A 26979-nucleotide genomic window follows, 5' to 3' on the forward strand; every position below is an offset into this window, starting at 1 on the left:
AACATGGCACGTCCGGAAAATTCACCACCCGCTCGCCGCCGCTTTCTGCGTGACGCCGTTCGTGCCGTTGCGGGTTTATCCGCAGCGGTGACGATTCTCGGTATTCAGCAGCGGCGCGCGCAGGCTGACGTACTCCGGCTGCGGCCGCCGGGTGCGCTGCCTGAAGCGGCGTTTTCCGGTGCCTGCATTCGCTGTGGCCAATGTGTCCAGGTCTGCCCCTACGACACGCTGAAGTTGGCGACACTGGTATCCGGCCCCGCAGCCGGTAGCCCTTACTTTGTCGCACGCGATGTCCCGTGCGAGATGTGCGAGGACATCCCCTGCGTGGTCGCCTGCCCCAGCGGTGCGTTACAGCCGCTGGATACTATCGATGATGCCCGTATGGGATTAGCGGTGCTGTTAGATCAGGAAAATTGCCTGAACTATCAGGGGTTACGCTGCGATGTGTGCTATCGCGTCTGCCCCCTCATCGATAGCGCCATCACACTGGAGCCAGAGCGCAATGCCCGGACCGGAAAGCACGCCCGTTTTCTGCCCACGGTGCATAGCGATATCTGCACCGGCTGCGGAAAGTGTGAAAAGGCCTGCGTACTGGAACAGCCAGCGATAAAGGTCTTGCCGCGTGCGTTGGCAAAAGGCGAACTCGGACACCACTACCGTTTCAGTTGGCTGGAGGCACGCAATGGCAAATCGTAAGCAAGACGCTGGACGAGAAGCCCACGCGAAAAAAGGCTGGTGGCGCAGCCATCGCTGGCTGGTACTGCGCCGCCTGACCCAATCCCTGGTGCTGCTCATGTTCCTCAGCGGCCCGCTGTTAGGGTTCTGGATCCTGCGCGGTAACTACAGCGCCAGCCGATTGCTCGACACCGTGCCACTCAGCGATCCGCTAATGGTGCTGCAAAGTCTGGCTAGCGGTCAACTTCCTGCCGCGCTTGCACTGATCGGGGCGCTGATTATTGCGCTGAGCTATGCGCTGGCGGGCAAGCGCCTGTTCTGTAGCTGGATCTGCCCTGTAAATCCGTTAACCGATTTAGCCGCTTGGCTACGTCGTCGTTTCGGCATCACCGCCTCAGCGACGCTCCCCCGCAACCTTCGCTATCTGCTGCTGATACTTATTCTAGCAGGCAGCGGGCTGACGGGCGGGCTGCTGTGGGAATGGGTCAACCCGGTATCACTGGCAGGCCGTGGGCTGATTTTCGGGTTTGGTGCGGGTATCTGGTTACTGTTGGCACTGTTTCTGTTTGATTTATTGGTCGTGGAACACGGCTGGTGCGGGCACCTTTGCCCGACTGGCGCGCTGTATGGCGCGCTTGGCAGCAAAGGCGCGCTGGTTGTGGCTGCCACCGAACGTGAACGCTGTACGCGCTGCATGGACTGCTTTCATGTCTGCCCAGAGCCGCAGGTGCTGCGCGCGCCCTTACTAGATAAACACAGTCCGGTACAGGTCACTGACCGTGACTGCATAACATGCGGACGCTGTATTGATGTCTGCGCTGAAGACGTTTTTAAAATAACCCTTAGATGGAAATCGGGAGCAAAGTCATGAAAAGCCTGAGAATGGGATGGTTTCGTTGGATCACCGCCCTAGCGATAATGTGCAGTGCAATAGCCACTGCACAGGTCGATTTAAGCCAATCGCCGGAAGTCGCCGCGACACAGCCGGGAAATAGTCGGATGCCGAAGCAGCAGGAGCGTATGGCGCTCAACTATGTCAACCAACCACCGATGATCCCGCATAGCGTGGATGGCTATCAGGTCACCCCGACCTTTAACCGCTGCTTACAGTGCCACGGCGTGGAGAATTATCGTTCCACCAGCGCTCCTCGCGTCAGCCCAACCCATTTTGTCGACAGAGACGGCAAAGTGCTGAGCAATGTGGCACCCGCACGCCATTTCTGCCTGCAATGCCACGTGCCGCAAGCGGATAGTTCGCCGATTACCGGCAACACGTTCGCTCCTTCTAAAGGCTTTGGACAGTGAGGTTTGCTATGAAACAACCAGGAAAAGTAGGACGGTTGTTGCGCCAACTGTGGCAATGGTGGCGCCGCCCAAGTCGGCTGGCGCTGGGAACGTTGCTGATTATCGGCTTCGCTGGCGGCATTTTCTTTCTGGCAACATCCCAGAAAGGCATGGAAATGAGCAATAGCGAAGCGTTCTGCATCAGTTGTCATGAAATGCGCAATACGGTTTATCAGGAATATATGGAAACCGCACACTACAGCAACCGCAGCGGCGTGCGCGCCACCTGCCCGGATTGCCACGTTCCGCATGAGTTTGTGCCGAAGATGGTGCGTAAAATTCAGGCCAGCAAAGAGCTGTACGGCAAAATAATGGGCACCATTGATACGCCACAAAAATTTGAAGCACATCGGCTGACGATGGCGCAAAGCGAATGGCGGCGCATGAAAAATAACGGTTCTCAGGAATGCCGCAATTGCCACAACTTTGACTATATGGACTTCTCAGGGCAAAAAACGGTCGCGGCGGAAAAACACAGCGAAGCGATAAAACTCGGTCAAACCTGTATCGATTGCCACAAAGGCATCGCCCACAAACTGCCGGACATGCACGGCGTCAAAAGCGGGTTATAACCCGCCCCCTTAGTAACACTCGGGACGGCGTATGCCGTCCTATCGTTGTTAACAAAGCCTTTTGAGCGGTAGTAACGGATTTTTGTAAATACCGTAAGGGTTTCGTGCGCAACAAGTGGGGTGATTTTCTGCAACTCGCGTCGCACGCGCCCGACGCGGGTGTGCCTAAGGCCGCTCTCAGCACAGCCGGAAAAAGCCGTTCCAAAATAACAATTTACTCAGTTCAGTCTTTTAGTTTTATGGGGTTGGCTCGCGTAAAAAATCGCGCAGAGGTGTACATGACCGCCGGATGAGCGGCATGGACGCCGCGAAAGCCTGCGCCGCGTCGGGAGCGCGTCGCAGGCGGTCCGAACAGCGGGCATGAACACCGAAGGCACCGCGAAGCGGCGCGATTTACCGCGAAAAGCCAGGGGTCGCGGGGCGACGGCAATTGAGCCGCCCCGCGTCGGGCGCGTGCAACGCGAGTTGCAGAGAATTACCCTGTTTATTGCGCACGAAACCTTCACACAACTGACAGAAACGACTGAGATTCCAAATCCATATCCGTGATAAACCATCCGAGTCTGAACGGAAACAACGAAGTTGGAAGAGATAAATTGTCGGATAACAAAAGGGCGATATATCGCCCCTCTGCTATTGAAGATGAAGATAAAAAGGATTTACTTCCCAGTAACCGCCTGAACCGACAGCGAGGCTTTGGCCTGCGCCACGCTGCGCTCGATGACCGCACGGCGCGTGTCATTTTGCGGTAACAGCTTCAGCATCGCTTGCCAGGCATCAATCGCATCCTGATAACGCTGGGCTTCATAGGCATTGAAAGCCAGCAGGCTCAGCACGCGCACATTGGCCGAGCCGGAATTCATCAGCTCACGCAGCATGTCACCACCGCGCTGGCTATCACGCGGATCGGTGGATCGCGACAGCAGATCGGCATAGTCTAGCGCCAAATCCGTATTTTTCGGATCGAGCTGAAACGCCTTGGCAAAGGCCTGCACAGACATGTCGTAATTATTCAGCAAGCCTGCAATACGCCCCAGCATCCACCAGTCCTGAGCATTGTCTGGCTGTGTCTCCAGTTGGCTGCGCAACCCTAAACCGAGACGTGCCACCTCTTCGATAGTCAGTGGTTCTGCATCCGCATCTAGCGCTCGCTTCATCAAGTCCGGCGTTAATGCAACGACCTGCTGCAACTCCTGCACCCGATTAACCGCAGAAGTCTGCCAAAACACGCCGAGGCTGACGATGACCAGCAACAGCACGCCTGGCAGCAACACCCAACGACCCAGCGGACGCTGTTGTGCCTTCGCCCCGCCGGGAATATCCTGCAATAACGTATGTTGGAGCTCTTCAACCAACTGAGCACGCTCCAGTTCATTGGCAACATCCCCATTAAGTTCACGCAGACGATCGCGATACAGCGCCTGATTGATCGCATCGCGATCGTACTCGCCCCGTGACGACCACGGTGCAAGCAGCAGCGCAGACAGTGCAATCAGCGATAAAACAATGATGGTTGTCAGTAACATCATTCCGATTTCCCCTCATGTCCCAACAACGTCTGCAAACGCTTTTTATCCTGTTCGCTCATCGGTTCTTTGGCACTTTTGATACGACGCGCGCGCCGAATAATCATCGCTGCCCCCGCCGCCAGAAACAGCGCAGGCAGTAGCCATAGCAAGATCGTAAAAGGCGTGATCGGCGGTTCATACGTCACAAAGTAGCCATAACGATCCACCATGTAATCGACAACCTGCTCTTTCGTTTGCCCCTGCTGCATCAGTTCATACACTTTCTGCCGCATATCTGAAGCAATCATCGAATTGGAATCGGCAATGCTGTTGTTCTGACATTTCGGGCAGCGCAGTTGCATGGTCAACTCGCGGAACTGTTGCTCCTGTGTGTCGTTGTCAAAACGCAATACCTCGGATGATGCCAGTACGCTGAACGACAGCAGCAATGCACCAAGGAAGCTAAGCACTCTCATGCACCGCCCTCCTTGCTATATTTTTCCCACAACGGTTGCAGCGTTTCTTGCCACACCTGCATGTTGAGGTCGCCCGCATGGCGATAGCGAATGATGCCTTTTCCGTCGATCAGGAAGGTTTCCGGTGCACCGTACACGCCCAGATCCAACCCCAACATGCCATCGCCATCAAACAAGCTCATCGCATAGGGGTTGCCCAGGGTCTTCAACCATTCAACCGCTTTGGGGCGTTCATCTTTATAGTTCATGCCCACGACTCGGATCCCCTGCGCCGCCAGCGTGTTGAGAAATTGATGTTCCGCCCTACACGTTGGGCACCAGGTCGCCCAAACGTTCAACAGCAGCGGTTTGCCATCGCTCAGTTCAGATTGGCTATACACCTTTCCCGGCTGATCCAGAGATTCAAGCCGAAACGCAGGGATTGGCTTGCCAATCAGGGCTGACTCCAGCCGCATGGGATCGTCGCCGCCGCTATTACGTACCAGTTGCCACAGCAAGGCGACAGCCAGCAATAAAAACAGTACTAACGGGATTAACAAAATCTTACGACTCATGATGATGCCTCCCTCACGGCACGACGCAGGCGATAGCGCGGGTCGAACATACACAGAATTCCACCCAACGCCATCAGCCCACCGCCATACCAAATCCAGCGGATGAAGGGTTTGTAATACAGCCGTACCGCCCAGCTATCGTCATCCAACTCTTCGCCCAAGGCCGCATAGAGATCGCGCGTCACACCCGCATCAATCGCCGCTTCCGTCATGATCGCGCCGCTGGTGTTGTAGAAACGTTTTTCCGCCGTCAGGATCGCTTCTGGCTTGCCGTTGCGCGTGACCTCGATCGTCCCTTTACCGCTGTGCCAGTTCGGCCCTACGACATCCTGCACACCTTGAAACGTAAAACGGTAATCATGGATCTGTATGCTATCGCCTGCCCGCATCCGCACATCTCGCTCAACGCTATAATTCTGACTGAATGCGATACCCACCACCGTCACTGCCAGCCCAATATGGCCGCACACCATACCCCACTGGCTCAGTGAGAGTGTGGTCAAACCGCGCAGCAGACCGTGACGTCGGGTGGAATTGGTATGCAGTTCGTACACTGTTAAGAAGAATACCCACAGCGCCATCGACAAGCCGACCACCGTCATGGCAACAAGGGAATCCTGTAACAGCCACGGAAGCAGAAGCGACAGCGCCGCCGTCACGGCCATCGCAACCAGTAACAGTTTACGCAGCTTTTGCGGCTCGTCGCGCCGCCAGCGAACCAGTGGCCCCACGCCCAGCAGCAGGGCAAAAGGTGCCATTAACAGGGTAAACATGGTGTTGAAGAACGGTGCGCCAATCGAAATACTGCCCAACCCCAACTGCTTATGTACTAACGGTAACAGCGTTCCCAGCAGCACAACGAGCGTGGCCGCCATCAGGATCAGGTTATTACCGAGCAAAAAAGTCTCACGCGACCAGAGCGAATTCGTTACCCGCGCCCGCACTCTGTTACCTTTGATAGCGAATAGCAGCAAAGAGCCGCCGATGACAATGACCAGAAACGCGAGAATAAACATGCCGCGCGCCGGATCGGAGGCAAACGCGTGAACCGATACCAGTACGCCGGAACGCACCAGAAACGTCCCCAGCAGGCAGAGTGAGAACGCGCCAATAGCCAGCAGTACCGTCCAGGCCTTAAAGCTGCCGCGTTTTTCGGTGACCGACAGCGAATGCAGCAGCGCCGTACCCACCAGCCACGGCATCAATGAGGCATTTTCCACCGGATCCCAGAACCACCAACCGCCCCACCCCAGCTCGTAATACGCCCAGCCAGATCCCAGTACGATACCCAGCGTCAGGAATGACCAGGCCGCCTGTGTCCACGGTCGGGACCAGCGAGCCCACGCGCTATCCAGCCGCTCGGCCAGCAGCGAGGCGACCGCAAACGCAAACGCTACGGAAAATCCGACATAACCCATGTAAAGCAGTGGAGGATGGAAGATGAGCCCGACATCCTGCAACAGCGGATTGAGATCGCGTCCGTCAATCGGATAGTCCGGCAGCGTGCGCGTAAAGGGATTCGACGTCAGGATGATAAACAATAAGAAACCGACATTAATCATCCCCATGACGGCTAACACTCGGGCGACCGCATCCAGCGACATCCCCCGGCTGAAGAGCGCTACAGCGAAGGTCCAGCCGCTCATCAGCAGCACCCAAAGCAGCAGCGATCCTTCATGTGCACCCCATGCTGCGGCAACGCGATACCACACCGGCAGCGCGCGGTTTGAGTTGTTTGCTACATAGAGGACGGTGAAATCATTGATCACCAGCGCATGTACCAACACAAGGAAGGAAGCCAAAATGCATGCAAACAGTACCCAGGAAAGAGGACGCGCCAACGCCATCAGGCGTTCATCCTGACGCGACGCGCCCCACAGCGGATACACGCTAAGCAACAGCGCAACACCCAGCGCCAGACAGAGCAGATAGTTGCCCACTTCAGGCATCATAACCGTTTACCTTCTGTGGCTGCCGCAGGGGCATGACCGTTCTGCCCTTCCATCGCCGCTTTAATTTCCGGTGGCGTGTAATTTTCGTCATGTCGGGCAAGCACTTCTTTTGCTGCAATATGATCGTCGCTATCCAGAATGCCTTGTGCCACAACACCTTGCCCTTCGCGGAACAAGTCCGGCAACATTCCGTTATAAGTCACATCGACTGAACCCTGCGCATCATAAACGGTGAAGCGGACTTCCAGACTTTGGCTGTCTCGACGCACGCTACCCGGCATGACCATGCCACCCACGCGCAAGCGCTGCCCAATCGCTGGTTTTTCCTGTGTTTCATTCTTGCCATAAAGAATTTCACTGGGAGTATAAAAAAGATCGATATTTGAGCTCAACGCATAGAGCGTTAGCCCTACCGTCAGCACCGCGCCGCAGGCAACGGCCAGAATGGCATAGAGGCGGGTTTTACGAGGCACACTCATTGCGTCACCTCCATCGCAGTTGGCTGACGAGCCGTGCTCTTACGCTGCTCACGTGCCTGCTGGCGGCGGATGTCGTTCAGTAATGCACGCCGACGCCAGAGGGTATGACCGATCAACGCGCTAAGTGGTAATAGCGTTAACACCACAGCTAGCCATACGTATAAGGCATAGCCACCCATCGCAAAAAAATCCTGCCAGTTCGTGAAGGCGATGTTCATCGTGCTATTCCTCCTTTGTTAATCAACGCGGCAACCCAAGGGGCGCGACGTTGTTGCATCAGTATTAAATTACGCAATCGCATAAGTGACAATGTCACAAATAGGCTCATAAACCCTAGCATCATAATGCGCAGCGGCAGGCGCATAGCGGGATCGATGGTTTTCTGCATTTTTGTCGATGCCTGATGTAAGGTATTCCACCACTCGACCGAGAAATGGATGATGGGTAAATTCACCACGCCAACCAGCACCAGAATGGCTGCCGCACGGCCAGCAAGACGGCGATCGTCAAACGCGTTGTAGAGCGCGATGATACCAACGTACAAAAACAGCAGAACGAGTTCGGACGTCAGGCGCGCATCCCAAACCCACCAGGTTCCCCACATCGGTTTGCCCCAGGTAGCCCCCGTCGTCAGTGCAATAAAGGTAAACACCGCGCCAACCGGAGCCATCGCTGCCACCGCAAGTTCCGCCGTTTTTGACTGCCGAATCATCCCGATAAGTGCAAATATCGCCATTGCGGCATAGACGCCCATCGACCACACGGCCGCTGGTACATGCAGGTACATAATGCGATACCCTTGCCCTTGCTGGTAATCCGCAGGTGCAAACCCGAATCCCAGCAGGCAACCGCCAATCAGCAGCGCCACGCTAATCAGCGCAACCCAGGGGATAAGCTTGCCGCAAAGGCCATAAAGGCGATCCGGTTGCGTAAGCTGATAGTTTTTTCTCAACATAATCGTGTGCTCACTCTGCGTAAAACTCATCCCAACGGGACGGTAAAGGCGATCCTGAGATCGGAAAATTATTGTATGCTCACCCGCAACGCCGCCGCCGTAGCAAACGGGCTAAGGGTAGCGCTGCCTGCCAGAAAGGCACCGAGGATTGCCAGATACCCGCCCACCGGCAGTTGCATCATGGCTGCCTCTACCGCCGCCGTAGCAAAAATCAGCAGCGGTATGGTGAGCGGCAATACCAACAGGCTTAACAGTACGCCGCTGCGGCGCAGCCCAACCGTTAATCCCGCACCAATCGCCCCCAAAAAACTGAGTGTGGGCGTACAAAGTAACAGCGTTAGCGCCATCACCCACCAACCGTGGCTATCCAGCCCAAACAGCAACGCCGCCAGCGGGGAAAGCAGTAGCAACGGTAGCCCGCTGACCATCCAGTGCACGACCACTTTCGCCAGCACCACCAGCGGCAACGGCAAAGGCAACAGCGTCAACTGTTCCAGCGAACCATCCTGATAGTCATCGCGAAACAGGCGGTCCATCGCCAGCAGAGAAGCAAGCAATGCCGCCACCCACACCACACCCGGCGCAACACGCATCAACAGTTGCGGTTCCGGCCCAATGGCGAGAGGAAACAAAATGATGACAATCAGGAAGAACCACAGCGGGTTGAGAATTTCTGCGTTATTACGCAACGCGACGCGCAGCTCTCGAGCAATCAGTCGCCGCATTATGGTGCTCCTTCACTCGGTGTGAGCTGGATACAGCGGATGCGTTGAGCAAACGGACGTAGCGGCTGATGCGTGGTTAAAATGATGATGCCACCGTGTGCAATATGCTGTTCCATACGCTGTGTCAGCATTTCAACGCCTGCCACGTCAAGCGCGGTAAGCGGTTCATCCAGGATCCACAGCGGCACGTCGGTGAGCCACAAACGCGCCAATGCAACACGGCGCTGTTGCCCTGCAGAAAGGCGCGCCACAGGCACGTCTTCATAGCCTGCCAACCCGACGGCGGCGAGTGCCTGCCAATGGGCATCCTGATGCTGCTGCGGAGAGAAAAAGCGCAGGTTTTCTTCACCGGTCAACACGCTCTTGATGCCCGGCTGATGGCCTAACCACAGAAGCTGCTGATTAAAATGTTCACGTATGCGGTTGATCCGCTGTCCTTGCCAGCATACCTCTCCCGATTCGGGGGTCGCCAGGCCGCTTAAGATGCGCAACAGCGATGTTTTCCCCACCCCGTTGGCACCGGCAATCTGCACCATTTCTCCTGGGCTAGCGGTAAACGACAACGCGCTGAACAACACATGCTCATCGCGTATGCAAACCACATCGCGCGCTTCTAACATCGGGGCGTACTCCTACTTTCTAATGCCATATACCCTGGGTATAGAATAACATGGTGCCTTTACTCCCCCTCTTGGGGACCGTAACCATAAAGAGTTAATCTTTTTTATTGAGATCAATAAAGCCAGCGATTCCGGTTATTCCCGCCACCATCACGGTGCAACAGCCGTGCTGGAGTCCTCTGATTCGAGGAGTATCACGCGTTACCTCTGGCTATTCTTCAGCAGCGTTGCCGTATTGATTGCCTCAATTAGCTGAGCGCGATTAACCCGAGGGCTGTACGTATCCAGCAGGCGCTGCCAAATCGTAATAGCGCGTGCATAATCCGCCTTCAAGAACGCATCGGATGCCAGCAGCATCAGCGCTGTAACTTCATTGGCATCCAGTGCCAGCGCTTTATCGACCATCTCCTGCATCGGCGGCGTGACGGCCTGACCCGACTGGTAATACAGCACCGTCGCCAGCGCTGAATACAGCTCTGCACTGTCGCCCTTCAGCGCAATCGCCTGTCGATAAGCGCGCAGCGCATTGTCATAGGCGTTACGGTAAAGATAATATTCCCCCAGCTCGGCCCAGAGGACGCTATTGCCCGGTGTTTTACGAATGTTGTCCTGCAAGGCAGCAAGCTGTTTTTCCTGCTGTTGTGCGTCGCTAAAATCGTGTAGCGGATCGGCAAGCCGCTGGCGCTCCGCTTGAACGAGCGCACCGCGCGGGCTCAGCACGTAGAGCACCGCGCTACTCAAGAAAATAACGATAACCGCAGCCACGACGGCGATGATTGGCATCGGGCGCTGCACGAAGGGGGAGGATGACGTTAGCGGCAGGTCATGCACCAGTTCACGCCCCAGCATCTTTGCCTCATGTTCGGAGAGGTGCTTCCCGGCTTGTTCACACTGAAAATGCCAGATACGTTCCGCTAATCGCGGTAGCTTGCCATCGCCCTCCGGCTTGCGCTGGGGCAGTAGCGGCCATAACAACCCAGCCATAAGGATAATGGCGACAGCGGCGATCAATATGTCTAATAGGCTCATGAGCGCGCCCCTCGGTTCTGTCGCCGCATCACCCGCCACGCAATAACCACAATCGCTAGCAGCAAAAGCACTGGCGTTAGCCAAAGTATGCCAGTTTGCATTTTCATCGGGGGGTTGTACTGAACAAAATCACCATAGCGCTGGTTCATAAACGCCATAATTTCTGACTTGTCTTTGCCCTGCTCTACCATGGAAAAAACCTCATGGCGCATGCTGACCGCGACGGGCGAGTTCGACTCCAGCAGGCTCTGATTCTGGCATTGTGGACAGCGTAATTCTCCGGCAATCGCCATCGCGTCCTGACGCTGTGCCTGACTGGAAAATACCCAGGTATCGACCACCTGAGCCTGCACAGCAAAGGCCAACAGCATGAGAAGAAGCGCAAGGTGTTTAGTCATAGACCCTTCTCCCTCGGAACCACCCCAGCAATGCGCCCGCAACCATTAACATACCGCCGCCCCACACCCAGCGAACCCCGGTCTGCACATAGAAACGCATTGCATAACGGTTTTCGCCGGTTTTCTCGCCCATTACGGCATACCATTCTCTGATCGGCCCCCAGGCAATACCCGGCTCAATCATCTGCTGTTTACGTGCATTGTAGTAACGACGTTCCGGCATGATTTGGGCGATCGGCGAATCGCCACGATAAATCGCAATCACGGCCTGCTCGGCGGTGTAATTCTGCGCCGCCACTAAGTCCAACTGTAAAAATCGAAAATGATAGTCACCCAGCGTGACCTGCTCTCCCTGAGCTACATTGACGCTGATTTCCTGCTTACTGCCCGCAGAAAACGCGATGCCCAAGGCAAACAATGCCACGCCTGTATGCGCTAACAACGCAGGAAGCTGCTGGCGTATCGCCGACAGCGGCTGTAGCCACTGTGCGGCCATAACCCAACCGATCAGACCTGCAGCCAGCGCCACGCCATATCCATACGGCCATAAGCACAGAGCGATGATGACACCACTCGCCAGCGTCATGGTTAAACGTCGGGCAGACCAGCGTGCACTGCGCTTCCAGTAACTTCCCGCCGCGCCCCCAATAAGCAACAGCATCAGACCACCGAAGGGCAAGAGCACACGGTTAAAATAGGGGGCACCTACCGAGATTTTCCCCCAGCCCGCCAAGCCATAAATCATCGGATAAAGCGTGCCGATCAGTACCACCAGCGCCACGGCGCTAAACAACAGCAACACCAGCAATATCGCCATTTCCCGCGACCAACCGGAGAAACGTGCAGCGGAATGAACAAGCTGGGCACGCCAGCCATAAACAGCCAGCGCCGCCATGCTTAAACAGGCAAATAGGATAAATAAAGGCACCGCACGACCATGTTCGAGGGCGAAGGCGTGGACCGAAACCAGTATCCCGGAACGAACAATCAACGTGCCCAGTAGGCATAAAATGAAGGTCAACAGCGCTAATATCAGCGACCAATGGCGGAAAATACCGCGCATCCGGGTGACAGAGAGGCTGTGGAGCAGTGCGCTAGCCGTTAACCACGGGAGCAATGAGGCGTTTTCTACCGGGTCCCAGAACCACCATCCTCCCCAGCCCAGTTCGTTATAAGCCCACCACGATCCCAGGATGATACCCAGCGTTAACAGGCTCCAGGCTGGCAGCGTCCAGCGCCAGCAAATCCAGGCAGCCGGAGCCGTAAACTCACCGTGAATCAGGGCAGCTAACGCCAATGCCGCACTCACGGTTAACCCGCCATAGCCCAGGTAGAGCAATGGCGGATGAAGGATGAGACCAATGTGCTGCAACATCGGGTTGAGATCTCTCCCCGCCACAGCGGGCGGGAAGAGGCGCACAAAAGGATCGGAAAAAAACACAATGAACACCAGCAGTGCGGTCGCTATCACGGCCAGCATCGCCAACGTTAGCGGAAACAGCGCGCTCGTCGCCTTGCGATAGCGGCAGGCAAATGCCGCACTCCAGCCGGACAAACATAACAGCCACAGCAGCAGCGACCCTTCATGCCCACCCCAGACCGCGGCTATCTTTAGCCCCAGCGGTAAATCACGATGGCTATGCTGAGCGACATAGTTGACGGAAAAATCATCCTGCACCACGCTCAGCGTCAGCGCGATAAACGCGAACAGCACAAGGCCAAACAGCACCAGCGTCCAGTACCGCGCCAGTCGGTACGTACCCGACCAGCGCAAGGTGTAGCCTGAAAATGTCAGCAACGCCGTCGCCACACCCACGCAACTCGCCAGCGACAACGCCACATACCCAAATTCTGGCAATAACAACATCAACAGGCCTCTTGCGGAGAATTAGACAACGGTTAACTGCCCCGCATAGAGGATAAAGAAGCGCAGCAGCAAGACCCCCACCAGGCTCATGCCACAAACCGCCAGCACCCCATAGGGTGAATGCAATCGGTTAGCCCATGACTTGAGCAGCAAGGGAATGACTAACCCAATCCCTACAACACCCAGCCAGAACCACGCGGCCCAAAATCCCCCCCCAACGCAGCCACCAGCGCCCGCTGTTTCCCATCGTCCCCTAACGCGAGGCCAATAAAGAACGCGAACAGTAAGAAGATCTCTAGCCACACGACGGGCGTTTCGACGCGATGAACAAAGTGCGCCTCTTCGCTATGCGGATTGCGACGATAGCGGCAGGTCATGGCGATCAGCGCCACTGCCGCACCCGAGGACACCCCCGAAAACAGGAACAATGCGGGTAGGATTGGGTTATTCAGCAGCGGGTAGGTCTTCAACGCGGAGAGTAAAAACCCGGTGTAAGCCCCTAACATCACTGCCAACAGCAACATCACAATATCCAGCGATTTTTGCAACGGTGCCAGCCAACCCAGTACTTTGGGAAGAATACTCAGCTTCGGCAGCCAGCGCTGTTGCAGCACGATAGTCTGCTCGCTAAAAATGTTTACCAGCCAGACCGCCAACGCCGCCATGTATACCTGAAACAGCATGACCCCAACGGACATCACCGAGGTAAAGCTGTAATGGAACATGAGCTTCCAAAACGTCCAGGGACGCGTCAGGTGGAAGACCAGGATCAGCAATCCCAGAATGATGGTGCACGGCGCAAGGATCAGCGTGGTACGCATTAGCGTACTGTCTGCGGTGGCCTGCTCGGGATGGTAGCGCCGCAGTAAGACTGACAGCGTGACCAGCCCCGCAGAGATGCCCACCAAAAACAGGTAAATCGCAATCGGCCAGTCCCAGACTAACGAATCAAAATGGAATGCGCTTGAAGACACGGGCGTCATTGATGAACCTCCCCGTATTTAAACGGTACGCGATAGACCTTAGGGCGGGTGCCGAGCGCAATTTTGTAGCGATACGTCGGCTGTTGACGAAGCAGGCGAGAGATCTCGCTGTCAGGATCGTCAAGGTTACCGAACGTCAGCGCCTTCGTCGGACAAGACAACACACAGGCAGGCAGCTTCCCTTGTTTCAGGTTGGTTTTGCGGCAAAAATCGCACTTATCCGCCGTTTTCGTCTGCGGATGAATAAAGCGCACCTGATAAGGGCAGGCAGCAATACAGTATTGGCAACCTACGCACAGATCGGGATTGACATCGACAATGCCGCTTGCCGCATCGCGGAACGACGCTCCGGTTGGACACACGTCAACACAGGGGGCATGATCGCAGTGCTGGCATGAGTGACGGAAAAAGCGATATTTCACGTCAGGAAAGGTCCCGATGGGTTCGCTGCGAATGATCTTCAGGCGTGATACCCCTTCCGGCACCTGATTGACGTCACGGCAGGCATCCATGCACGCCGTACAGCCGATACAGAGCGATTCATCGTGGATCATGCCGTAGCGGACGCCGTTAACGTTCAGCGTCTGTGCGACAACCAGCCCCGCCGTACTGGTGATGGCAATCAGCCCGCCCATACGGGCAAGAAATTGACGACGAGAGCAACTCATGGCTGCCTCTTATTACCCAGATGCACTGAGGCTGGGTTGAAATCTGGGTTATTACGCTGATCGCTATGGCAATCGACACACAGTTTAATGCGGCTCTTGTCGTTCAGCGTTTGCATACTATCCTGCGTAGGATGCAACTGATGGCAACTGGCACACGCCACTTTGGCTACATGCACATCGTGTGGCCAAAACGATTTCTGCAACTGCTCCGGCGTATGGCATGACATACAGACGCTGTTTTGCTCTTCCACCTTATACATCGGGAAGTTAAAGCGCATGACATCTTTAACGCCCTCACGGTGCAGCAGCGACGGCTTGCCATGACAATTGGTACAGGTCAGTTGTTGTTGATTATGCGGGTTGACGGCGGAGGCATGTTTGCCCTGCATGCCATCCTCTTCCGGTTTATGGCACTGTAGACAAGCCTCATCGGGATTGCGTTGTGGCATTACCGTCCACCGCTCTCCTTTTTCCGCCTGAGGTGCGGGCTGCGTCAGCCCTGGCAAGGCCCAAAGCATGCCTGATACCAGCACCCCGGCAGTCAATAACGAACGTAATACGCTCATATCCACTCCACTTTATGATCGCCCGCGTCCACGGGCGATGGGGTTATTAGTTCAGTCGTCCAGCTTTACGCGCTTGCTCATTCCACTGCGGCACCACCGTATTCAGGAAATCCTGTTTCTCGGCTTTTATTTGCTGCATGTTGAGCCCAATCGCCTGCTGCGCTTTCTCTTTCGTCGAGATATCCGGCAGTTTGACTTCGCCAGTCACTCCTTTCTGTGCCAGCAGACGTACCAGCTTGGTTCTCGCTTCAGCGGATTTACTCAGCGAGGTGCCGAGCATCCGTAAACCTTCGTCCGGCGCATGCATGTGAATGCCGTGAGAAGCGACAGCCAGATCCCAGCGCCACTGCGCATGGCGGATATCCATGAGAATTGGCTGCATGTCAGCTTCGGTTGCACCAGCATCCCAGGCCGCTTTGGCCTCAAAATGCGCATGAACCAGTTGCTCTTCCGCTTTCAGTTTTAATTCCTGAATAGCCGTTTTACGCTCGGCGACAACCGCCTGCATTGCCGCTTTATCCTGCGTGTGGCAATTGGTACAGGTTTCGCCGTACTTATCGAAGGGGTTACCTATCTTGTGATCGGTGTACAGCTTGCCGTCTGCGTTTTTCACTTTCGGCATATGGCAGTCGATACAGGTCACGTTGTTTTTACCGTGGATACCGATGCTCCAGGTTTCATATTCTGGATGTTGAGCTTTCAGCATCGGTGTACGGGAAAGAGGGTTGGTCCAGTCGGAGAAGGAAATGGCATCATAGTATTTCTCCATGTCTTCGACTTTCGTACCGTTATCCCATGGGAACTTCACGGCCTTGTCTTTACCGGAAAAATAATACTCAACGTGGCACTGTCCACAGACCATAGACTGCTGCCCGAACCGACTGGTTTGATCAAACGGCTTACCAATCGCTTCCATCGCACGTTCTGCATAAGGGCGGGACAACGTCAGCGCCGGTTTACCCTGCGCAAAATCTGGTGACGCGGTGTCATGGCAGTCCGCACAGCCGAGATCGTTAGCAATCTCAGGCCCGCCTCGTGCCCACTTACCTTTAAAGTACCCTTCTTCACCCTCTTGCTGGATCAATCGCGCCACATCCGGGCTTTTACAGCTCCAGCACGCCATTGGTAACGGACCATCTTCCGCCGTCTTCGGTGCACCGGTGCGTAGCGTTTCGCGCACGTCTGTTAACGCATAAGCGTGGCCACGCGGCTTGTTATAGTCTCTGGAAAAGGGGTAACCCGCCCAGAGGATCACCATCATAGGGTCTTCTGCCAACGCATCGTGGCGCTCAGCTTGTTCGCTGGTCGCTTTCCATGAGTTGAACTGATCGGGGTGTTGATTGATGAACGTTGAATTTCTTGCTTCTATCGGGGCGGGGGAAGACGGCGCCGGAACATCAGCGGAATAGGCTGGCATCAGTAGAAAGAGACTGGCTACCATGCCCCACAGATAGGAGACTGACATGCTTATCCTGACCATGCGTTTGTGTCCAAATTAAGCCGCCTGCCGGCGGTCATTTTAGTTATCCATTCGACAGAAACCACACCAACTGTCGTGACATTACTCGGTGCTATAAATAGCAAAAAGATGTATCCAAAATATTGTTTTTGATCAAAGGTAAAGAAAAGTAATGAATCGTATCGAGGAATGTATGAAGGTTGTCCCATTTTCCCACTAATGGTTAGACCATGACTCTTTAGTGCCTTAACAAACTCCCAACATCGGAGCGCGTCAGCTTATACCAAAGAGTTAATTGACTATTTTTTCATGGGGATACCATCAAAAGACCAAACTTTCAGCACATGGTTTGAAATGCAGAGCTAAGGGCTTGTCAATCGCCTCGGAGGAAGGCATTGTTTCCCCTCCCACTGTAAAGGAAGGGAGGAAGACCAATTTAATCGATTGATAGATTACGCTGTTTTTACTGTACGACTGTAGCCCAATTGGGGCGCATTAAGGAGTTTGTTGTGAGCAAAAAGGGAATGCCGCGTTTTTCACAAATTTTGCTGGCCATCGCAGCCATATTTTCCACTATAATGGCCGGCCTGTTCGGTTCCCTCTACTTTGTACTTTACTGGCCATATCGCAATAAATTCAATGAATTGGGTCGGTATTTTGATGAAGAGAATTCTGTCGTCTACGAGGAATCAGCAAGTACGTTCCTTCTCCCCATGGTGTTTTTTATCGTCCTAACCTTGCTGGCTGTGGCGGTTGGCATTAAGCGCTATAGAGACGTCACCAAGCCGATCAATACACAGCCATAACGCCGGGTGGGGTCGCGATAAACACCACATGAACGCTTGCCGCGTTCATCATCCTGGTGCCTTCACCAAGGCCATCATTGAGAACGCAGTGACAAGCCACTCCGTAGAGTGGCAGATCGGAGAAAGCGGGCATACGAACATTCAGCGCACAGAATGCAGACGCTATTTAAAAAGCTTCTGAACAAATTCGCTGTAGGCTGGCCGCCAGACATCCATCTCATGACCAAGGTTAGGGTAGTGGCGGTAATCAAACTGGATGTTTTTCTGCTCCAGTACCGTTTTCAGACCCGCAATATCCTTACCCGTGATGTTGTCAGTTTCGCCAATCACCACAGTGAAGTTCTTCAACTGCCGATTAATCTGCTCAGGTCGCTCAAGCTGTGCAGCAACCGCCGTGTTTGGCACCGTTTCGGTGGTAACGCCGCTGAACGTTGCCAGCCAGCCGAAATGATCCAAGTGGCTCATACCGGATACCAGTGCCTGATAGCCCCCCTGAGACAACCCCGCCAATGCCCTACCGTTCGCATCCTGACGGACGTTAAAGCGTTTGCCGATCTCAGGGATAATGTCATGAATCAACTCCCTGTCCGCTGCTAATGCGTTACGTGGATAGAACACCTTGCGCCGCTCCTGCGGTGGATAGTCTTCAGGAATGATGCCTGAAACATCAGTTTCCGTATCAGGGATGACGACCAGCATTGGCTCAATTTTTTTCTCTGCCAACAGATTATCCATCATCTGTGGTATCCGCCCTTGCACCACAGCAGACGCGCCCGTGTCACCAAAGCCATGATAGAAATAGAGCACCGGCAACGGTTTTGACGATTCGCTATAGCCTGGTGGCGTCCAGACATACACCTGACGCTCTGATTTCAATTCTTTGGCGTGATAGGTTAGCGTCCTCAGTTCACCGTGCGGTACCTGACGCACATCCAGAATGCTCCCCGGCACCAGAATCAGGCTGGTATTCACCTGCCGCTGCGGTTTGGTAAATGCTGTACCGGTATCGATAGTACGAAAACCATCAACGCTAAAGAAATATTCATACAGGTTCGGTGCCAGCACTGGCGTTTTGAACGACCACACGCCTGATTCATCTTTCGTCATTGCGTGGGACACGATGCTATCGGGCGTCGAACCGGTAAAAACGTTGACCTGCTTCGCCGTAGGCGCAAACAGGCGGAAAGTGATACTGCTATCAGCATTAACCGCCGTGACATACTGGCTTACAGGAACGGTTGCCGCTTGCATAACAGGAAAATCGGCTGGCAATGCAGACGCGTTGATAGAAACGCCAGCCAACACACTCAGGGCCAATAATGATAAAGATATTTTCTTCATGTTCATTCGCATCATCCCATCTACGTAATCGAGTCTGTTTTTGCTAAATGTGTCGGCACCGCCAAAGCGGTGCCGACATTATTCACTTTTTATATTTTTTTCATGACCAGGATTGCAGGTTCACCGACAAGTTCAGCAGGTTTGTTCGCATCAATCCAGATGTATCTCACATCTCTTATACCTGCACTATATTCTTTACCTGTGAGCGTAGAGAACCACGTCATTTCAAATTTATCATCTTTATAATCGGGAGTTAAATGCCCTTTTATTCCATCACCATCTGCAGGCAAATAGAACACAATCCCTTCTTTGTCATTAACCAATGACCAGGTGGCGAAATTGAAACGATGAGGTTTCCAGTGAGTTAAGGGATACTTATCAATAAAGGCTCTAAATATTTTTTGATAAGACATATTCGGTTGCTTATCTTTAGGTAACTTTTGTGGTTCATAATTCAATTCAAACCACGATGTATTTTGCCAGTAATGACTCGTAAACGCACCATTGAAATAAATTTCATAATTCCGGTTAAGACAAGACTCGGCTGTATTGTAGGCACCATTAAAAATACGATGAGTTGTTGTCTCATAGCAGCCATTCTCAATATTATGAACGGGCTTATTCGGATGAAGCGCGACAAGATCAGACGTCTTCTTCGCAACATCTGGGGACCATTCTTGAATGGAGATATAATCAAGCTTTGCTGCAAGGAATGGTGATTGTGCATAAATAAAATCATGCAAAGTAATCAAATGTTTATTTGAATCTAACACTTTTATCCGATCAATTTTATCATTAATAAATTGTGCATTAGCATGGTTATAATCCATTGCTTCCTTAGCGACATCCCAAATGATGTTATTATAACCGCTATAACGTTTAATAACATAATCAAAGAATCGTTTATCCTCTTTGCTCCCCAATGGAGCCCAGTTAACGGATTTATTCCATACATAAATCATTAAATGCGCCTGAACGTTTTGTTCATTTAGATAAGCTATTTTTTTATCAAGCGCCTTGAAGAACTCCACATTTAACGCAGAGTAGTCTGGTTCAGCATTGTTTCCCATAAAAGGAAACTCTTTCACCTCATTAAAATTATAACGTTTATCAATATCTTTAGTAGCCCATCCACCAGTTTTTATCGCACCATAGCCATAAACATTCATTAATACCTGGTTAAAGCCCCCATCTTTAATATAGCTAATAATGGATTTAGTTTGAGACAAACTATCATCATTTTTATCAAGACTGAATAACCAGTCAAGCTCATAGGCATGGGGAGTGTAAATATCTCCATTTTCATATTTGAAAGTTTTCTTCGTATCAGGATCGACGATGACCTTGCCTTTTGAAGAGGCGGAACTCACTGTTATAACCCCTGTCCTACCGTTAAGATCTTTGATATCTCCCGTAACTTTATATTCCCACTTTCCTTCTTCTGGTAAGGAAACACGGCTAACATATTGACTTTCACCATCATAAAACATGTGCGAAACATAAGTTTTCCCAGTTCTATCGCTAGTGAATGTTGCTATTAATTCCTGGTCAAATGGACTATTAACTTTCTCTTTTGTTTCAAAAACAAAATCCTGAGTTTGCCATTTTTTGAAAGTACTAGGAATTGACTCCGCTGCCATAACATAGGTTGAAGCCAGCACAGATAGTGCGACCATAGAAAATTTCAGCGCTGGTATTTTATATTTATTTATTGCTTTCATAGTATCCCCTCGAAATTCTAATTCAGAAAAAATTAATAATTTTAAATATAAATTCAGTATTACCACCAAACTTCAGACTGGATACCGATGGTGAACTGATCTTTTTTTCCATCCCTGAAACTATAGCTAGTCAACTCATTTTCCTGCGATCTAAGGTAAGTAAATAACTTTGCATATTATCGCTCCACTTTAGCCAGACCATGATGATTGCCGGGGAACGGTGAGGCCGCATTCATAAATTGATTTACCCGACCCAGCAATTGCCACATATATCGGCACTGATGGTTACGCGTTATGGTTTCGTGCAACGACAGCCACAGCAATTCTATTGGATTCAGCCACGGCGAATACGTTGGCAGGAACAACAACCGGAACTTCTTATTTTTCTCCAGCCAGCGCTCCACCTTGTGGCTTTTATGGATAATGTAGTTATCTACCACTATCGTGAGCGTTTTTGCTCGCCGGTATGTGCGCCGTAATGCCTCTAACAGGTTGATAAATAAATCAGTGCACTTGCTGTTACCGCCGACATAATGGACTCGCCCCGTGTCCGAATGCAGTGCACCTGCCAGATAATGTTTTTGGTTATGTCCCGGCGTAGTAATACGCTTCTGTTGTCCTTTGAGCATCCAGTCCGCGCCGATTTTCGGGTTCAGGTCGATATCGACTTCATCCTGATAGAATACCGGATGGTCTGTCTGCTTCCGGGCGACAGCGTGTTCGATAGCGAGTCGCTTTTCCTCATAGTGCGGGTCTTTGATTTTCAGTGTCGGTGCGGCTCTGCGCCAGACAATACCCGCTCGTCTCAGGTAGCGGTGCAACGTGGCGGGATGAAGCGCTACATTAAAAAGCCGATTAACGATAAGTGCCAATAACTCAGTGCTCCAGCGGGAACGCAGCCAGCCAAAGTCCTGAGGGGAACGCTGAACCAGAAGCGGCAAAATATGCAGGATATCCGCGACTGGCCAACGTGGTTCTCGTCCAGACCTGAGGCTCTTTAATCCTTCAACGCCATGTAAAGTAAACCAATTTATCCATCTTCCGACGGATGAGCGAGCGGCACAGAGCAGTCTTGCGACGTCGGTGACGGTCATTCCCCGATGCAGCATCAGTATGGCGATGAGTCGTCTGGAATGGTTTTTATCGCGAGTCTGCTGGGCTTCTTTACGCATTAGTCGTCGTTCTTCATCAGGGATTGCTGCTATGATCGGCATCGCTCAGTCCGGTTGGTGATTTGTTTTGATTTGGCGATTGATCAGATCGCATAACTCGGACTGAGTTCCCTTCAAGTGATCTACTATTTGGCGAAGCTATTTACCATATAAACGAATCTCTGGTCGAGATGTAAGCATACTTGTATCTACTTTTAGCGCATGATACAAAGTAGTTTTATACCCCTGCTCTTTCAGCTTGCGTCCATCGCTAGCGATATTTTCCTGATGGAACCAACCCAGCTCAACACCAGTCTGATTTGTTCTATCCCACACCCACGCAGGTCTGATAACCATTTTATAACTTTCAAAATCAGAATGGGCACCAGATTCATAGCTGTAAACATCACTACCTTTAGAAAATACGAGCGCATTTGCCATCAGGATGTTATCGGTTACAAATGCTTCCCCCTGTGAGATAGCACGCCATGCTAGACCGTTTGTATGATCGCCATAATAAACACCATTCAACCCAAGGAATGGACTTGAACCAGTGGATCGAGAAAAACTACTTGCTAATGAGTTATTAGCAGCCTGCAAGGTAAATTCATTAAAACTTTTTTCCTGGAATTCTTGTCTCAAAATAGCTGTCGTCATCCAGGCATCCTTGAGTTTGTAGGATGTTCCATTACCTTCACTATCTTTTTGTTCGTTGGTTTTATTTGCCATTGTGTAACGGCCAGACAACGTTAATGAACCACGTTCCCACAAAGGAATGTTACGGTATCGCAAATCAATTGTGTTTGTATTTTCTTGTTTTTTGCTCGTTCTTGTTCTGTTATTAACATCGATATCTTCTCTCGTCAAAGATACATCCAGTTTTGCCTTGCCAAGAACCATATTTTCAATACCGACACCTGATCCAGCGCTCGTTCTCACGCTTTTCCAGTCAAGCATCTGAATTTCATAAATAGGTAACGAATGTTTACCTACCCAGAAGTCAGCTTCCGGTGCGAAAGGTAAAAAGCCTTTAGTGGTAACATATACATCTGAAAATTGTAACTTATTTTCATTGGCACTATCATCACCAAACCAACTGGCTTCATATTGTTGGCCAACCTGCCCATCCAATTTGATTACAGCGGTAGCACTTTTATCTCCATCCCTATACACCCTTTGTTTTAGAAACAAATCAAACCATGTACTGTTTTCATTACCAAATCTACCGACGGAACCAATAGCATAACTTTTAGGAGAACCATTATTCCCCGCAGCCCATCCAGTTCTAAAATAACCCGAGTACGTAAATCCGATGTCATCTTTTACATATTTACTAATTTCCTTCATAGTCACGGGTTGAACAACAGATTTATCAGCATCCACAATCGTGACTCTCGCTGTTTCATTATTATTCAACGATTTTCCCGAAGGTGCTAGTGCTACGGTTTTATTTTCATTTCTTTGTTTATACTCCATAAACTCTTTTTTAGTATTACTCAGCTCATTCCTATTTTCCTGCAATTCTTTTTCAAGGATCTCCAAACGTTGTTCTAATGTTAATTTCTCTGCGTGAGCAACACCAAGAGGTAATAACAAGCATGATATAGCCAATGCAATTTTTGTAGGATTCATATTTATTCACCCTCAATAAATAACTCTTTATTTTTAATGTTTATAAGTGGATATTATTATCTGAACAAAAATTCAGAATAGGTAATATATTGTTAATTATATATTATTTAGATAATGAGTCTCCCTGGATTTCAATAACCTCTTTATACCAGTAGAAACTTTTCTTACGCCGACGTTCTAATGTGCCATTACCTTCATCATCGCGATCGACATAAATAAAGCCGTAGCGTTTCGACATTTCAGCTTTTGATGCACTGACCAGATCGATAGGGCCCCAGCAGGTATAACCCATCACTTCAACACCATCTTCCAGCGCTTCACCTACCTGATACAGGTGATCGTTCAGGTATTTGATGCGATAGTCATCATTAATGCTGCCATCACTTTCAAGTTTATCTTTCGCTCCCAACCCGTTTTCCACAATGAACAGTGGTTTTTGATAGCGGTCATACAGATAGTTCAGGATATAGCGCAGCCCTTCCGGGTCGATCTGCCAGCCCCACTCCGAGCTTTCCAGATGCGGGTTCGGCACCATATTCAGAATATTGCCACGAGCTTTCTGGTTCACTTCTTCGTCTGTGGTTACGCAGCCCGTCATGTAATAGCTGAACGAGATGAAATCAATCGTTTCCTTCAGAGACTGCCGATCGTCTTCGGTTACCGACAACGTAATGCCGTGCTGTGCAAAGAAACGCTTCATGTATGCCGGGTAGTATCCTCTGGTTTGTACATCACCGAAGAACAACCAGTCGCGGTTCTGCTGCATCGTTTCCATGACATCCGCAGGTTTGCAGGTTAATGGATAGAACATGGAACCCAGCATCATATTGCCGATTTTGGCATCAGGGATGATTTCATGGCACGTCTTCACCGCTTTAGCACTGGCAACAAGCTGGTGATGGATCGCCTGATAAATATCCTGCTTGCTACTCTCAGTCGGTAAACCAATGCCTGTAAATGGTGCATGCAATGCACAGTTAATTTCGTTAAACGTCAGCCAATATTTCACTTTATCTTTATAGCGCTGGAATACCGTGCGAGCGTAACGCTCGAAGAATGTAATCGTTTCACGACTTCCCCAACCACCGTAATTCTTCACCAGACCGAACGGCATTTCATAGTGGGACAGCGTCACCAGCGGCTGAATGCCATATTTTGCCATTTCATCAAACAGGCGATCGTAAAAGGCCAGCCCAGCTTCATTCGGCTGAGTTTCATCGCCCTGCGGGAAAATGCGTGTCCAGGCAATGGAGGTTCTCAGGCATTTGAAGCCCATTTCAGCAAAGAGCGCGATATCTTCGGGGTAGCGGTGATAAAAATCGATCGCGGTGTCTTTAATTCCGCTGTCACCCGGGGTACGCATGACGATCTCGCCAAAAATACCCTGCGGCTGTAAATCAGACGTTGATAACCCTTTGCCGTCCGTTAAATATGCGCCCTCAACCTGATTGGCTGCGATCGCACCTCCCCACAAGAATGTTTTCGGAAACTGATGGCTCATCTTTTCTCCTCCCAATTGAGTTCTAAATGTTAATTTCAGCGGATTAATGTCAACAGTTCACTCTGTTCCCGCACGGTATCTCCAGCAGTGAGCAGAACATCAACGTAGTTTTCGCTATTCGTGATAATGACGGGGGTTGTCGTGTCATAACCGGCTTTCTCGATCGCCTGATAATCAAACTCCACCAGAAGGTCACCCTGCTTCACGACATCGCCGGTCTTAATGTGCGCAGTAAAATACTGACCATCCAGTTTCACCGTATCGATGCCGACGTGGATGAGCACCTCCGCTCCCTCTTCCGATTCGAGACCAATGGCATGATGGGTCTTAAACAGCGAGGCCACCGTCCCATTCACCGGGGAAACCACACGCCCGACCCGCGGCTTGATCGCAATTCCTTTTCCCATTAATCCACTCGCAAACGTTTCATCGCCAACCTGTTCCAGCGGCAATACGATGCCCTCAATCGGGCTATTGATCGCTTGTTTACGCGTTGCATCGTTTTGGTTCTGCCTGGCTTGCGGTGCCGATGCTGGCGCGTTTACTGCTGTAGTATTTGCTTGCGACGGGATCCCAAAAGCCCAGGTGGTCACAGCAGCGAAGGTAAAGGCAATTGCCGTACCGATAATGGCGGCCCAGACAGTGTTATCAACACCTGCCGGTGGGATAACCTGGGTAAAGGTAAAGATGCTCGGGAAGCCGAAAGAATAAATAGTGGTATGAAAATACCCCAAAACCGCAGCGCCCAGCGCGCCCCCCAAACAACCAAAAATGAAAGGACGTTTTAGCGGCAGCGTAACGCCATATACCGCAGGTTCCGTAATACCAAAAATGGCTGCCGAGAATGCCGAACCCGCAATCCCTTTCAGCTTCATATCACGCGTGCGCAACAGCACGCCCAGCACAGCCCCCGCCTGCCCTAATACCGCAGGGATCAACAGCGGTAGCATAGTGTCATGCCCCAACACGCCGAGATTATTCATCATCAGCGGCACCAGCCCCCAATGTAGGCCGAAAATCACGAATACCTGCCACAGCGCCCCGATCATTGCACCCGCAATCGCAGCATTAAGTTCGTAAATCAGTTGGTAGCCGCTGGCTAGCATATGTCCAAGCCAGGTTGCTGCTGGGCCGATTAACAAGAACGTGACGGGGACCGTAATGCAGAGACACAACAGCGGCGTGAAGAAATTGCGGATATTGATATGCAATATAGCGTTCAATGGTTTTTCCAGACGAGAAGAGAACCACGCAGAGAAAATAATCGGAATAACGGACGAGGCGTAATTAATAAAGGTAATCGGAATGCCGAGAAAATAAAGCTGTTGATAACCGGCGCTCTGCATTGCACCAAATTCAGCAATCATTGATGGGTGAACCAATGTGGCACCAATCACCATGGTGACGAAGGGGTTTCCACCAAATTTTTTCCCTGCGGTATAACCTAAAACAATAGGGAAGAAAAAGAATAATGCATCACTTGCAGCAAATAACATCTTATAGGTGCCGCTGGTTTCAATTATCCAACCACAGGCCAAACTCAGAGCAAGGAAACCTTTTAAAATACCCGATGCGGCCATAATGCCAATTAGCGGCGTAAATATCCCAGAAATGACATCGATGAAGCGGGAAAGAAGATTTCCTTTCTTCCCATCACCTTCCTCATTATTGGTAGCATCAGCCTGATCGCCCAACCCCGATACATTTAACAAACTGTGATAGACATCACTAACATGATTACCCACGACAACCTGAAATTGTCCACCACTTTCTACTACCATGATCACGCCTGAATTATTCTTCAGCGTAGCGGCATCCGCTTTTTTGTTATCTTTTAGTTTAAAACGCAATCGGGTTGCACAGTGTATCACGCTGATAATGTTGCCTCGCCCACCGACACCATCGAGTATCTCACTTGCTAATGCTTTGTATTCCATCGTCTATCCTTAATGCTATATCCGTCATACTCCAAGCTATATGTGCGTTGGCTGCGCTAC

At 51.5% G+C, this 26979-nt stretch carries 26 protein-coding genes and 1 pseudogene; 5 read left to right on the forward strand and 22 right to left on the reverse strand.

Annotated elements, in window-relative coordinates:
- Window positions 1–3: 3 nt before the first annotated feature.
- From napG to napC, 4 genes are read left to right on the forward strand one after another with little or no spacing between them, the layout of a single operon-like run.
- On the forward strand, window positions 4–696 hold the full coding sequence (gene napG, locus A7983_RS21330; RefSeq protein ID WP_005970959.1) for a ferredoxin-type protein NapG: 693 nt from the start codon (window positions 4–6) through the stop codon (window positions 694–696).
- A complete protein-coding gene (gene napH / locus A7983_RS21335; protein WP_005970958.1) occupies window positions 683–1546 on the forward strand; it encodes a quinol dehydrogenase ferredoxin subunit NapH in 864 nt (287 codons plus the stop codon). Before napG ends, napH begins: the two co-directional genes overlap by 14 nt.
- On the forward strand, window positions 1543–1980 hold the full coding sequence (napB, locus tag A7983_RS21340; RefSeq protein WP_005970953.1) for a nitrate reductase cytochrome c-type subunit: 438 nt from the start codon (window positions 1543–1545) through the stop codon (window positions 1978–1980). The genes napH and napB overlap by 4 nt, the downstream gene beginning before the upstream one ends.
- Before the next feature lie 8 nt (window positions 1981–1988).
- Window positions 1989–2591 (forward strand): cytochrome c-type protein NapC, encoded by a 603-nt coding sequence (napC, locus tag A7983_RS21345; RefSeq protein ID WP_005970951.1) that lies wholly within the window; start codon window positions 1989–1991, stop codon window positions 2589–2591.
- Between the two features lie 659 nt (window positions 2592–3250).
- On the opposite strand, the gene ccmI is transcribed toward napC, so the two are convergent.
- The 16 genes and pseudogenes from ccmI to nrfA form a co-directional block, all read right to left on the reverse strand.
- Window positions 3251–4120: a c-type cytochrome biogenesis protein CcmI gene (gene ccmI, locus A7983_RS21355; RefSeq protein WP_005970949.1), complete on the reverse strand. Its 870-nt coding sequence runs from the start codon at window positions 4118–4120 to the stop codon at window positions 3251–3253.
- On the reverse strand, window positions 4117–4575 hold the full coding sequence (locus A7983_RS21360) for a cytochrome c-type biogenesis protein (protein WP_005970947.1): 459 nt from the start codon (window positions 4573–4575) through the stop codon (window positions 4117–4119). Before A7983_RS21360 ends, ccmI begins: the two co-directional genes overlap by 4 nt.
- Window positions 4572–5129, reverse strand: coding sequence for a DsbE family thiol:disulfide interchange protein (locus tag A7983_RS21365; protein ID WP_005970944.1), 558 nt, complete (start codon window positions 5127–5129; stop codon window positions 4572–4574). Before A7983_RS21365 ends, A7983_RS21360 begins: the two co-directional genes overlap by 4 nt.
- Window positions 5126–7081: a heme lyase CcmF/NrfE family subunit gene (locus tag A7983_RS21370; protein WP_005970941.1), complete on the reverse strand. Its 1956-nt coding sequence runs from the start codon at window positions 7079–7081 to the stop codon at window positions 5126–5128. Before A7983_RS21370 ends, A7983_RS21365 begins: the two co-directional genes overlap by 4 nt.
- Complete coding sequence (ccmE, locus tag A7983_RS21375) at window positions 7078–7560, reverse strand: cytochrome c maturation protein CcmE (protein ID WP_005970939.1); 483 nt, start codon at window positions 7558–7560, stop codon at window positions 7078–7080. The genes A7983_RS21370 and ccmE overlap by 4 nt, the downstream gene beginning before the upstream one ends.
- On the reverse strand, window positions 7557–7778 hold the full coding sequence (gene ccmD / locus A7983_RS21380; protein WP_005970937.1) for a heme exporter protein CcmD: 222 nt from the start codon (window positions 7776–7778) through the stop codon (window positions 7557–7559). The genes ccmE and ccmD overlap by 4 nt, the downstream gene beginning before the upstream one ends.
- The gene (locus A7983_RS21385; protein WP_005970935.1) at window positions 7775–8515 is read right to left on the reverse strand and encodes a heme ABC transporter permease; all 741 of its coding nucleotides are present in this window, start codon (window positions 8513–8515) and stop codon (window positions 7775–7777) included. The genes ccmD and A7983_RS21385 overlap by 4 nt, the downstream gene beginning before the upstream one ends.
- A 68-nt stretch (window positions 8516–8583) precedes the next feature.
- Window positions 8584–9240: a heme exporter protein CcmB gene (gene ccmB, locus A7983_RS21390; RefSeq protein WP_005970933.1), complete on the reverse strand. Its 657-nt coding sequence runs from the start codon at window positions 9238–9240 to the stop codon at window positions 8584–8586.
- Entirely contained in the window at window positions 9240–9860 is a 621-nt protein-coding gene (ccmA, locus tag A7983_RS21395; RefSeq protein WP_005970929.1) for a cytochrome c biogenesis heme-transporting ATPase CcmA, read from the reverse strand. The genes ccmB and ccmA overlap by 1 nt, the downstream gene beginning before the upstream one ends.
- Window positions 9861–10061: 201 nt before the next feature.
- A complete protein-coding gene (gene nrfG / locus A7983_RS21400) occupies window positions 10062–10889 on the reverse strand; it encodes a heme lyase NrfEFG subunit NrfG (protein ID WP_005970927.1) in 828 nt (275 codons plus the stop codon).
- On the reverse strand, window positions 10886–11287 hold the full coding sequence (gene nrfF, locus A7983_RS21405; protein ID WP_005970925.1) for a heme lyase NrfEFG subunit NrfF: 402 nt from the start codon (window positions 11285–11287) through the stop codon (window positions 10886–10888). Before nrfF ends, nrfG begins: the two co-directional genes overlap by 4 nt.
- Window positions 11280–13154: a heme lyase CcmF/NrfE family subunit gene (locus A7983_RS21410; RefSeq protein ID WP_005970923.1), complete on the reverse strand. Its 1875-nt coding sequence runs from the start codon at window positions 13152–13154 to the stop codon at window positions 11280–11282. The genes nrfF and A7983_RS21410 overlap by 8 nt, the downstream gene beginning before the upstream one ends.
- A 21-nt stretch (window positions 13155–13175) precedes the next feature.
- Window positions 13176–14137, reverse strand: a pseudogene (nrfD, locus tag A7983_RS21415) (cytochrome c nitrite reductase subunit NrfD).
- Window positions 14134–14805 carry a cytochrome c nitrite reductase Fe-S protein gene (gene nrfC / locus A7983_RS21420; protein WP_005970919.1) on the reverse strand — a complete coding sequence of 224 codons (672 nt, stop codon included), beginning with the start codon at window positions 14803–14805 and terminating at the stop codon, window positions 14134–14136. The pseudogene nrfD and the gene nrfC overlap by 4 nt, the downstream one beginning before the upstream one ends.
- Entirely contained in the window at window positions 14802–15371 is a 570-nt protein-coding gene (nrfB, locus tag A7983_RS21425) for a cytochrome c nitrite reductase pentaheme subunit (protein WP_005970916.1), read from the reverse strand. Before nrfB ends, nrfC begins: the two co-directional genes overlap by 4 nt.
- Window positions 15372–15417: 46 nt before the next feature.
- Window positions 15418–16851 (reverse strand): ammonia-forming nitrite reductase cytochrome c552 subunit, encoded by a 1434-nt coding sequence (gene nrfA, locus A7983_RS21430; RefSeq protein ID WP_025918561.1) that lies wholly within the window; start codon window positions 16849–16851, stop codon window positions 15418–15420.
- A 488-nt stretch (window positions 16852–17339) separates the two neighbouring features.
- On the opposite strand from nrfA, the gene A7983_RS21435 reads away from it, so the two are divergent.
- Window positions 17340–17636 carry a hypothetical protein gene (locus A7983_RS21435; protein ID WP_005970911.1) on the forward strand — a complete coding sequence of 99 codons (297 nt, stop codon included), beginning with the start codon at window positions 17340–17342 and terminating at the stop codon, window positions 17634–17636.
- A 162-nt stretch (window positions 17637–17798) separates the two neighbouring features.
- On the opposite strand, the gene A7983_RS21440 is transcribed toward A7983_RS21435, so the two are convergent.
- The 6 genes from A7983_RS21440 to bglF form a co-directional block, all read right to left on the reverse strand.
- The gene (locus A7983_RS21440; protein WP_005970910.1) at window positions 17799–18983 is read right to left on the reverse strand and encodes an alpha/beta hydrolase; all 1185 of its coding nucleotides are present in this window, start codon (window positions 18981–18983) and stop codon (window positions 17799–17801) included.
- 83 nt (window positions 18984–19066) lie between these two features.
- Window positions 19067–20698: a DUF5060 domain-containing protein gene (locus A7983_RS21445; protein ID WP_005970908.1), complete on the reverse strand. Its 1632-nt coding sequence runs from the start codon at window positions 20696–20698 to the stop codon at window positions 19067–19069.
- 176 nt (window positions 20699–20874) lie between these two features.
- Entirely contained in the window at window positions 20875–21912 is a 1038-nt protein-coding gene (locus A7983_RS21450; RefSeq protein ID WP_005968447.1) for an IS630 family transposase, read from the reverse strand.
- 96 nt (window positions 21913–22008) lie between these two features.
- Window positions 22009–23481, reverse strand: a complete 1473-nt coding sequence (locus A7983_RS21455) for a carbohydrate porin (protein ID WP_005970376.1) — start codon at window positions 23479–23481, stop codon at window positions 22009–22011.
- A 103-nt stretch (window positions 23482–23584) separates the two neighbouring features.
- Window positions 23585–24982 carry a glycoside hydrolase family 1 protein gene (locus A7983_RS21460; RefSeq protein ID WP_005970377.1) on the reverse strand — a complete coding sequence of 466 codons (1398 nt, stop codon included), beginning with the start codon at window positions 24980–24982 and terminating at the stop codon, window positions 23585–23587.
- A 35-nt stretch (window positions 24983–25017) separates the two neighbouring features.
- Window positions 25018–26919 carry a PTS beta-glucoside transporter subunit IIABC gene (gene bglF, locus A7983_RS21465; RefSeq protein ID WP_005970378.1) on the reverse strand — a complete coding sequence of 634 codons (1902 nt, stop codon included), beginning with the start codon at window positions 26917–26919 and terminating at the stop codon, window positions 25018–25020.
- Window positions 26920–26979: the final 60 nt, after the last annotated feature.

Origin of the sequence: Pectobacterium wasabiae CFBP 3304 (assembly GCF_001742185.1) — a bacterium.
Classification (GTDB): domain Bacteria; phylum Pseudomonadota; class Gammaproteobacteria; order Enterobacterales; family Enterobacteriaceae; genus Pectobacterium; species Pectobacterium wasabiae.

Excerpts from the sequence above, each read along its gene's own strand:
- A7983_RS21455 (WP_005970376.1), bottom strand. The coding sequence starts at position 23,481 with ATGAATCCTACAAAAATTGCATTGGCTATATCATGCTTGTTATTACCT.
- nrfC (WP_005970919.1), bottom strand. The coding sequence starts at position 14,805 with ATGAGTTGCTCTCGTCGTCAATTTCTTGCCCGTATGGGCGGGCTGATT.
- napB (WP_005970953.1), top strand. The coding sequence starts at position 1,543 with ATGAAAAGCCTGAGAATGGGATGGTTTCGTTGGATCACCGCCCTAGCG.
- ccmB (WP_005970933.1), bottom strand. The coding sequence starts at position 9,240 with ATGCGGCGACTGATTGCTCGAGAGCTGCGCGTCGCGTTGCGTAATAAC.
- ccmA (WP_005970929.1), bottom strand. The coding sequence starts at position 9,860 with ATGTTAGAAGCGCGCGATGTGGTTTGCATACGCGATGAGCATGTGTTG.
- A7983_RS21445 (WP_005970908.1), bottom strand. The coding sequence starts at position 20,698 with ATGAAAGCAATAAATAAATATAAAATACCAGCGCTGAAATTTTCTATG.
- nrfA (WP_025918561.1), bottom strand. The coding sequence starts at position 16,851 with ATGGTCAGGATAAGCATGTCAGTCTCCTATCTGTGGGGCATGGTAGCC.
- napH (WP_005970958.1), top strand. The coding sequence starts at position 683 with ATGGCAAATCGTAAGCAAGACGCTGGACGAGAAGCCCACGCGAAAAAA.
- A7983_RS21370 (WP_005970941.1), bottom strand. The coding sequence starts at position 7,081 with ATGATGCCTGAAGTGGGCAACTATCTGCTCTGTCTGGCGCTGGGTGTT.
- nrfB (WP_005970916.1), bottom strand. The coding sequence starts at position 15,371 with ATGAGCGTATTACGTTCGTTATTGACTGCCGGGGTGCTGGTATCAGGC.
- nrfF (WP_005970925.1), bottom strand. The coding sequence starts at position 11,287 with ATGACTAAACACCTTGCGCTTCTTCTCATGCTGTTGGCCTTTGCTGTG.
- bglF (WP_005970378.1), bottom strand. The coding sequence starts at position 26,919 with ATGGAATACAAAGCATTAGCAAGTGAGATACTCGATGGTGTCGGTGGG.
- A7983_RS21440 (WP_005970910.1), bottom strand. The coding sequence starts at position 18,983 with ATGAACATGAAGAAAATATCTTTATCATTATTGGCCCTGAGTGTGTTG.
- A7983_RS21460 (WP_005970377.1), bottom strand. The coding sequence starts at position 24,982 with ATGAGCCATCAGTTTCCGAAAACATTCTTGTGGGGAGGTGCGATCGCA.
- A7983_RS21410 (WP_005970923.1), bottom strand. The coding sequence starts at position 13,154 with ATGTTGTTATTGCCAGAATTTGGGTATGTGGCGTTGTCGCTGGCGAGT.
- nrfG (WP_005970927.1), bottom strand. The coding sequence starts at position 10,889 with ATGAGCCTATTAGACATATTGATCGCCGCTGTCGCCATTATCCTTATG.
- ccmE (WP_005970939.1), bottom strand. The coding sequence starts at position 7,560 with ATGAGTGTGCCTCGTAAAACCCGCCTCTATGCCATTCTGGCCGTTGCC.
- ccmI (WP_005970949.1), bottom strand. The coding sequence starts at position 4,120 with ATGATGTTACTGACAACCATCATTGTTTTATCGCTGATTGCACTGTCT.
- A7983_RS21360 (WP_005970947.1), bottom strand. The coding sequence starts at position 4,575 with ATGAGAGTGCTTAGCTTCCTTGGTGCATTGCTGCTGTCGTTCAGCGTA.
- napC (WP_005970951.1), top strand. The coding sequence starts at position 1,989 with ATGAAACAACCAGGAAAAGTAGGACGGTTGTTGCGCCAACTGTGGCAA.
- A7983_RS21385 (WP_005970935.1), bottom strand. The coding sequence starts at position 8,515 with ATGTTGAGAAAAAACTATCAGCTTACGCAACCGGATCGCCTTTATGGC.
- A7983_RS21365 (WP_005970944.1), bottom strand. The coding sequence starts at position 5,129 with ATGAGTCGTAAGATTTTGTTAATCCCGTTAGTACTGTTTTTATTGCTG.
- napG (WP_005970959.1), top strand. The coding sequence starts at position 4 with ATGGCACGTCCGGAAAATTCACCACCCGCTCGCCGCCGCTTTCTGCGT.
- A7983_RS21450 (WP_005968447.1), bottom strand. The coding sequence starts at position 21,912 with ATGCCGATCATAGCAGCAATCCCTGATGAAGAACGACGACTAATGCGT.
- ccmD (WP_005970937.1), bottom strand. The coding sequence starts at position 7,778 with ATGAACATCGCCTTCACGAACTGGCAGGATTTTTTTGCGATGGGTGGC.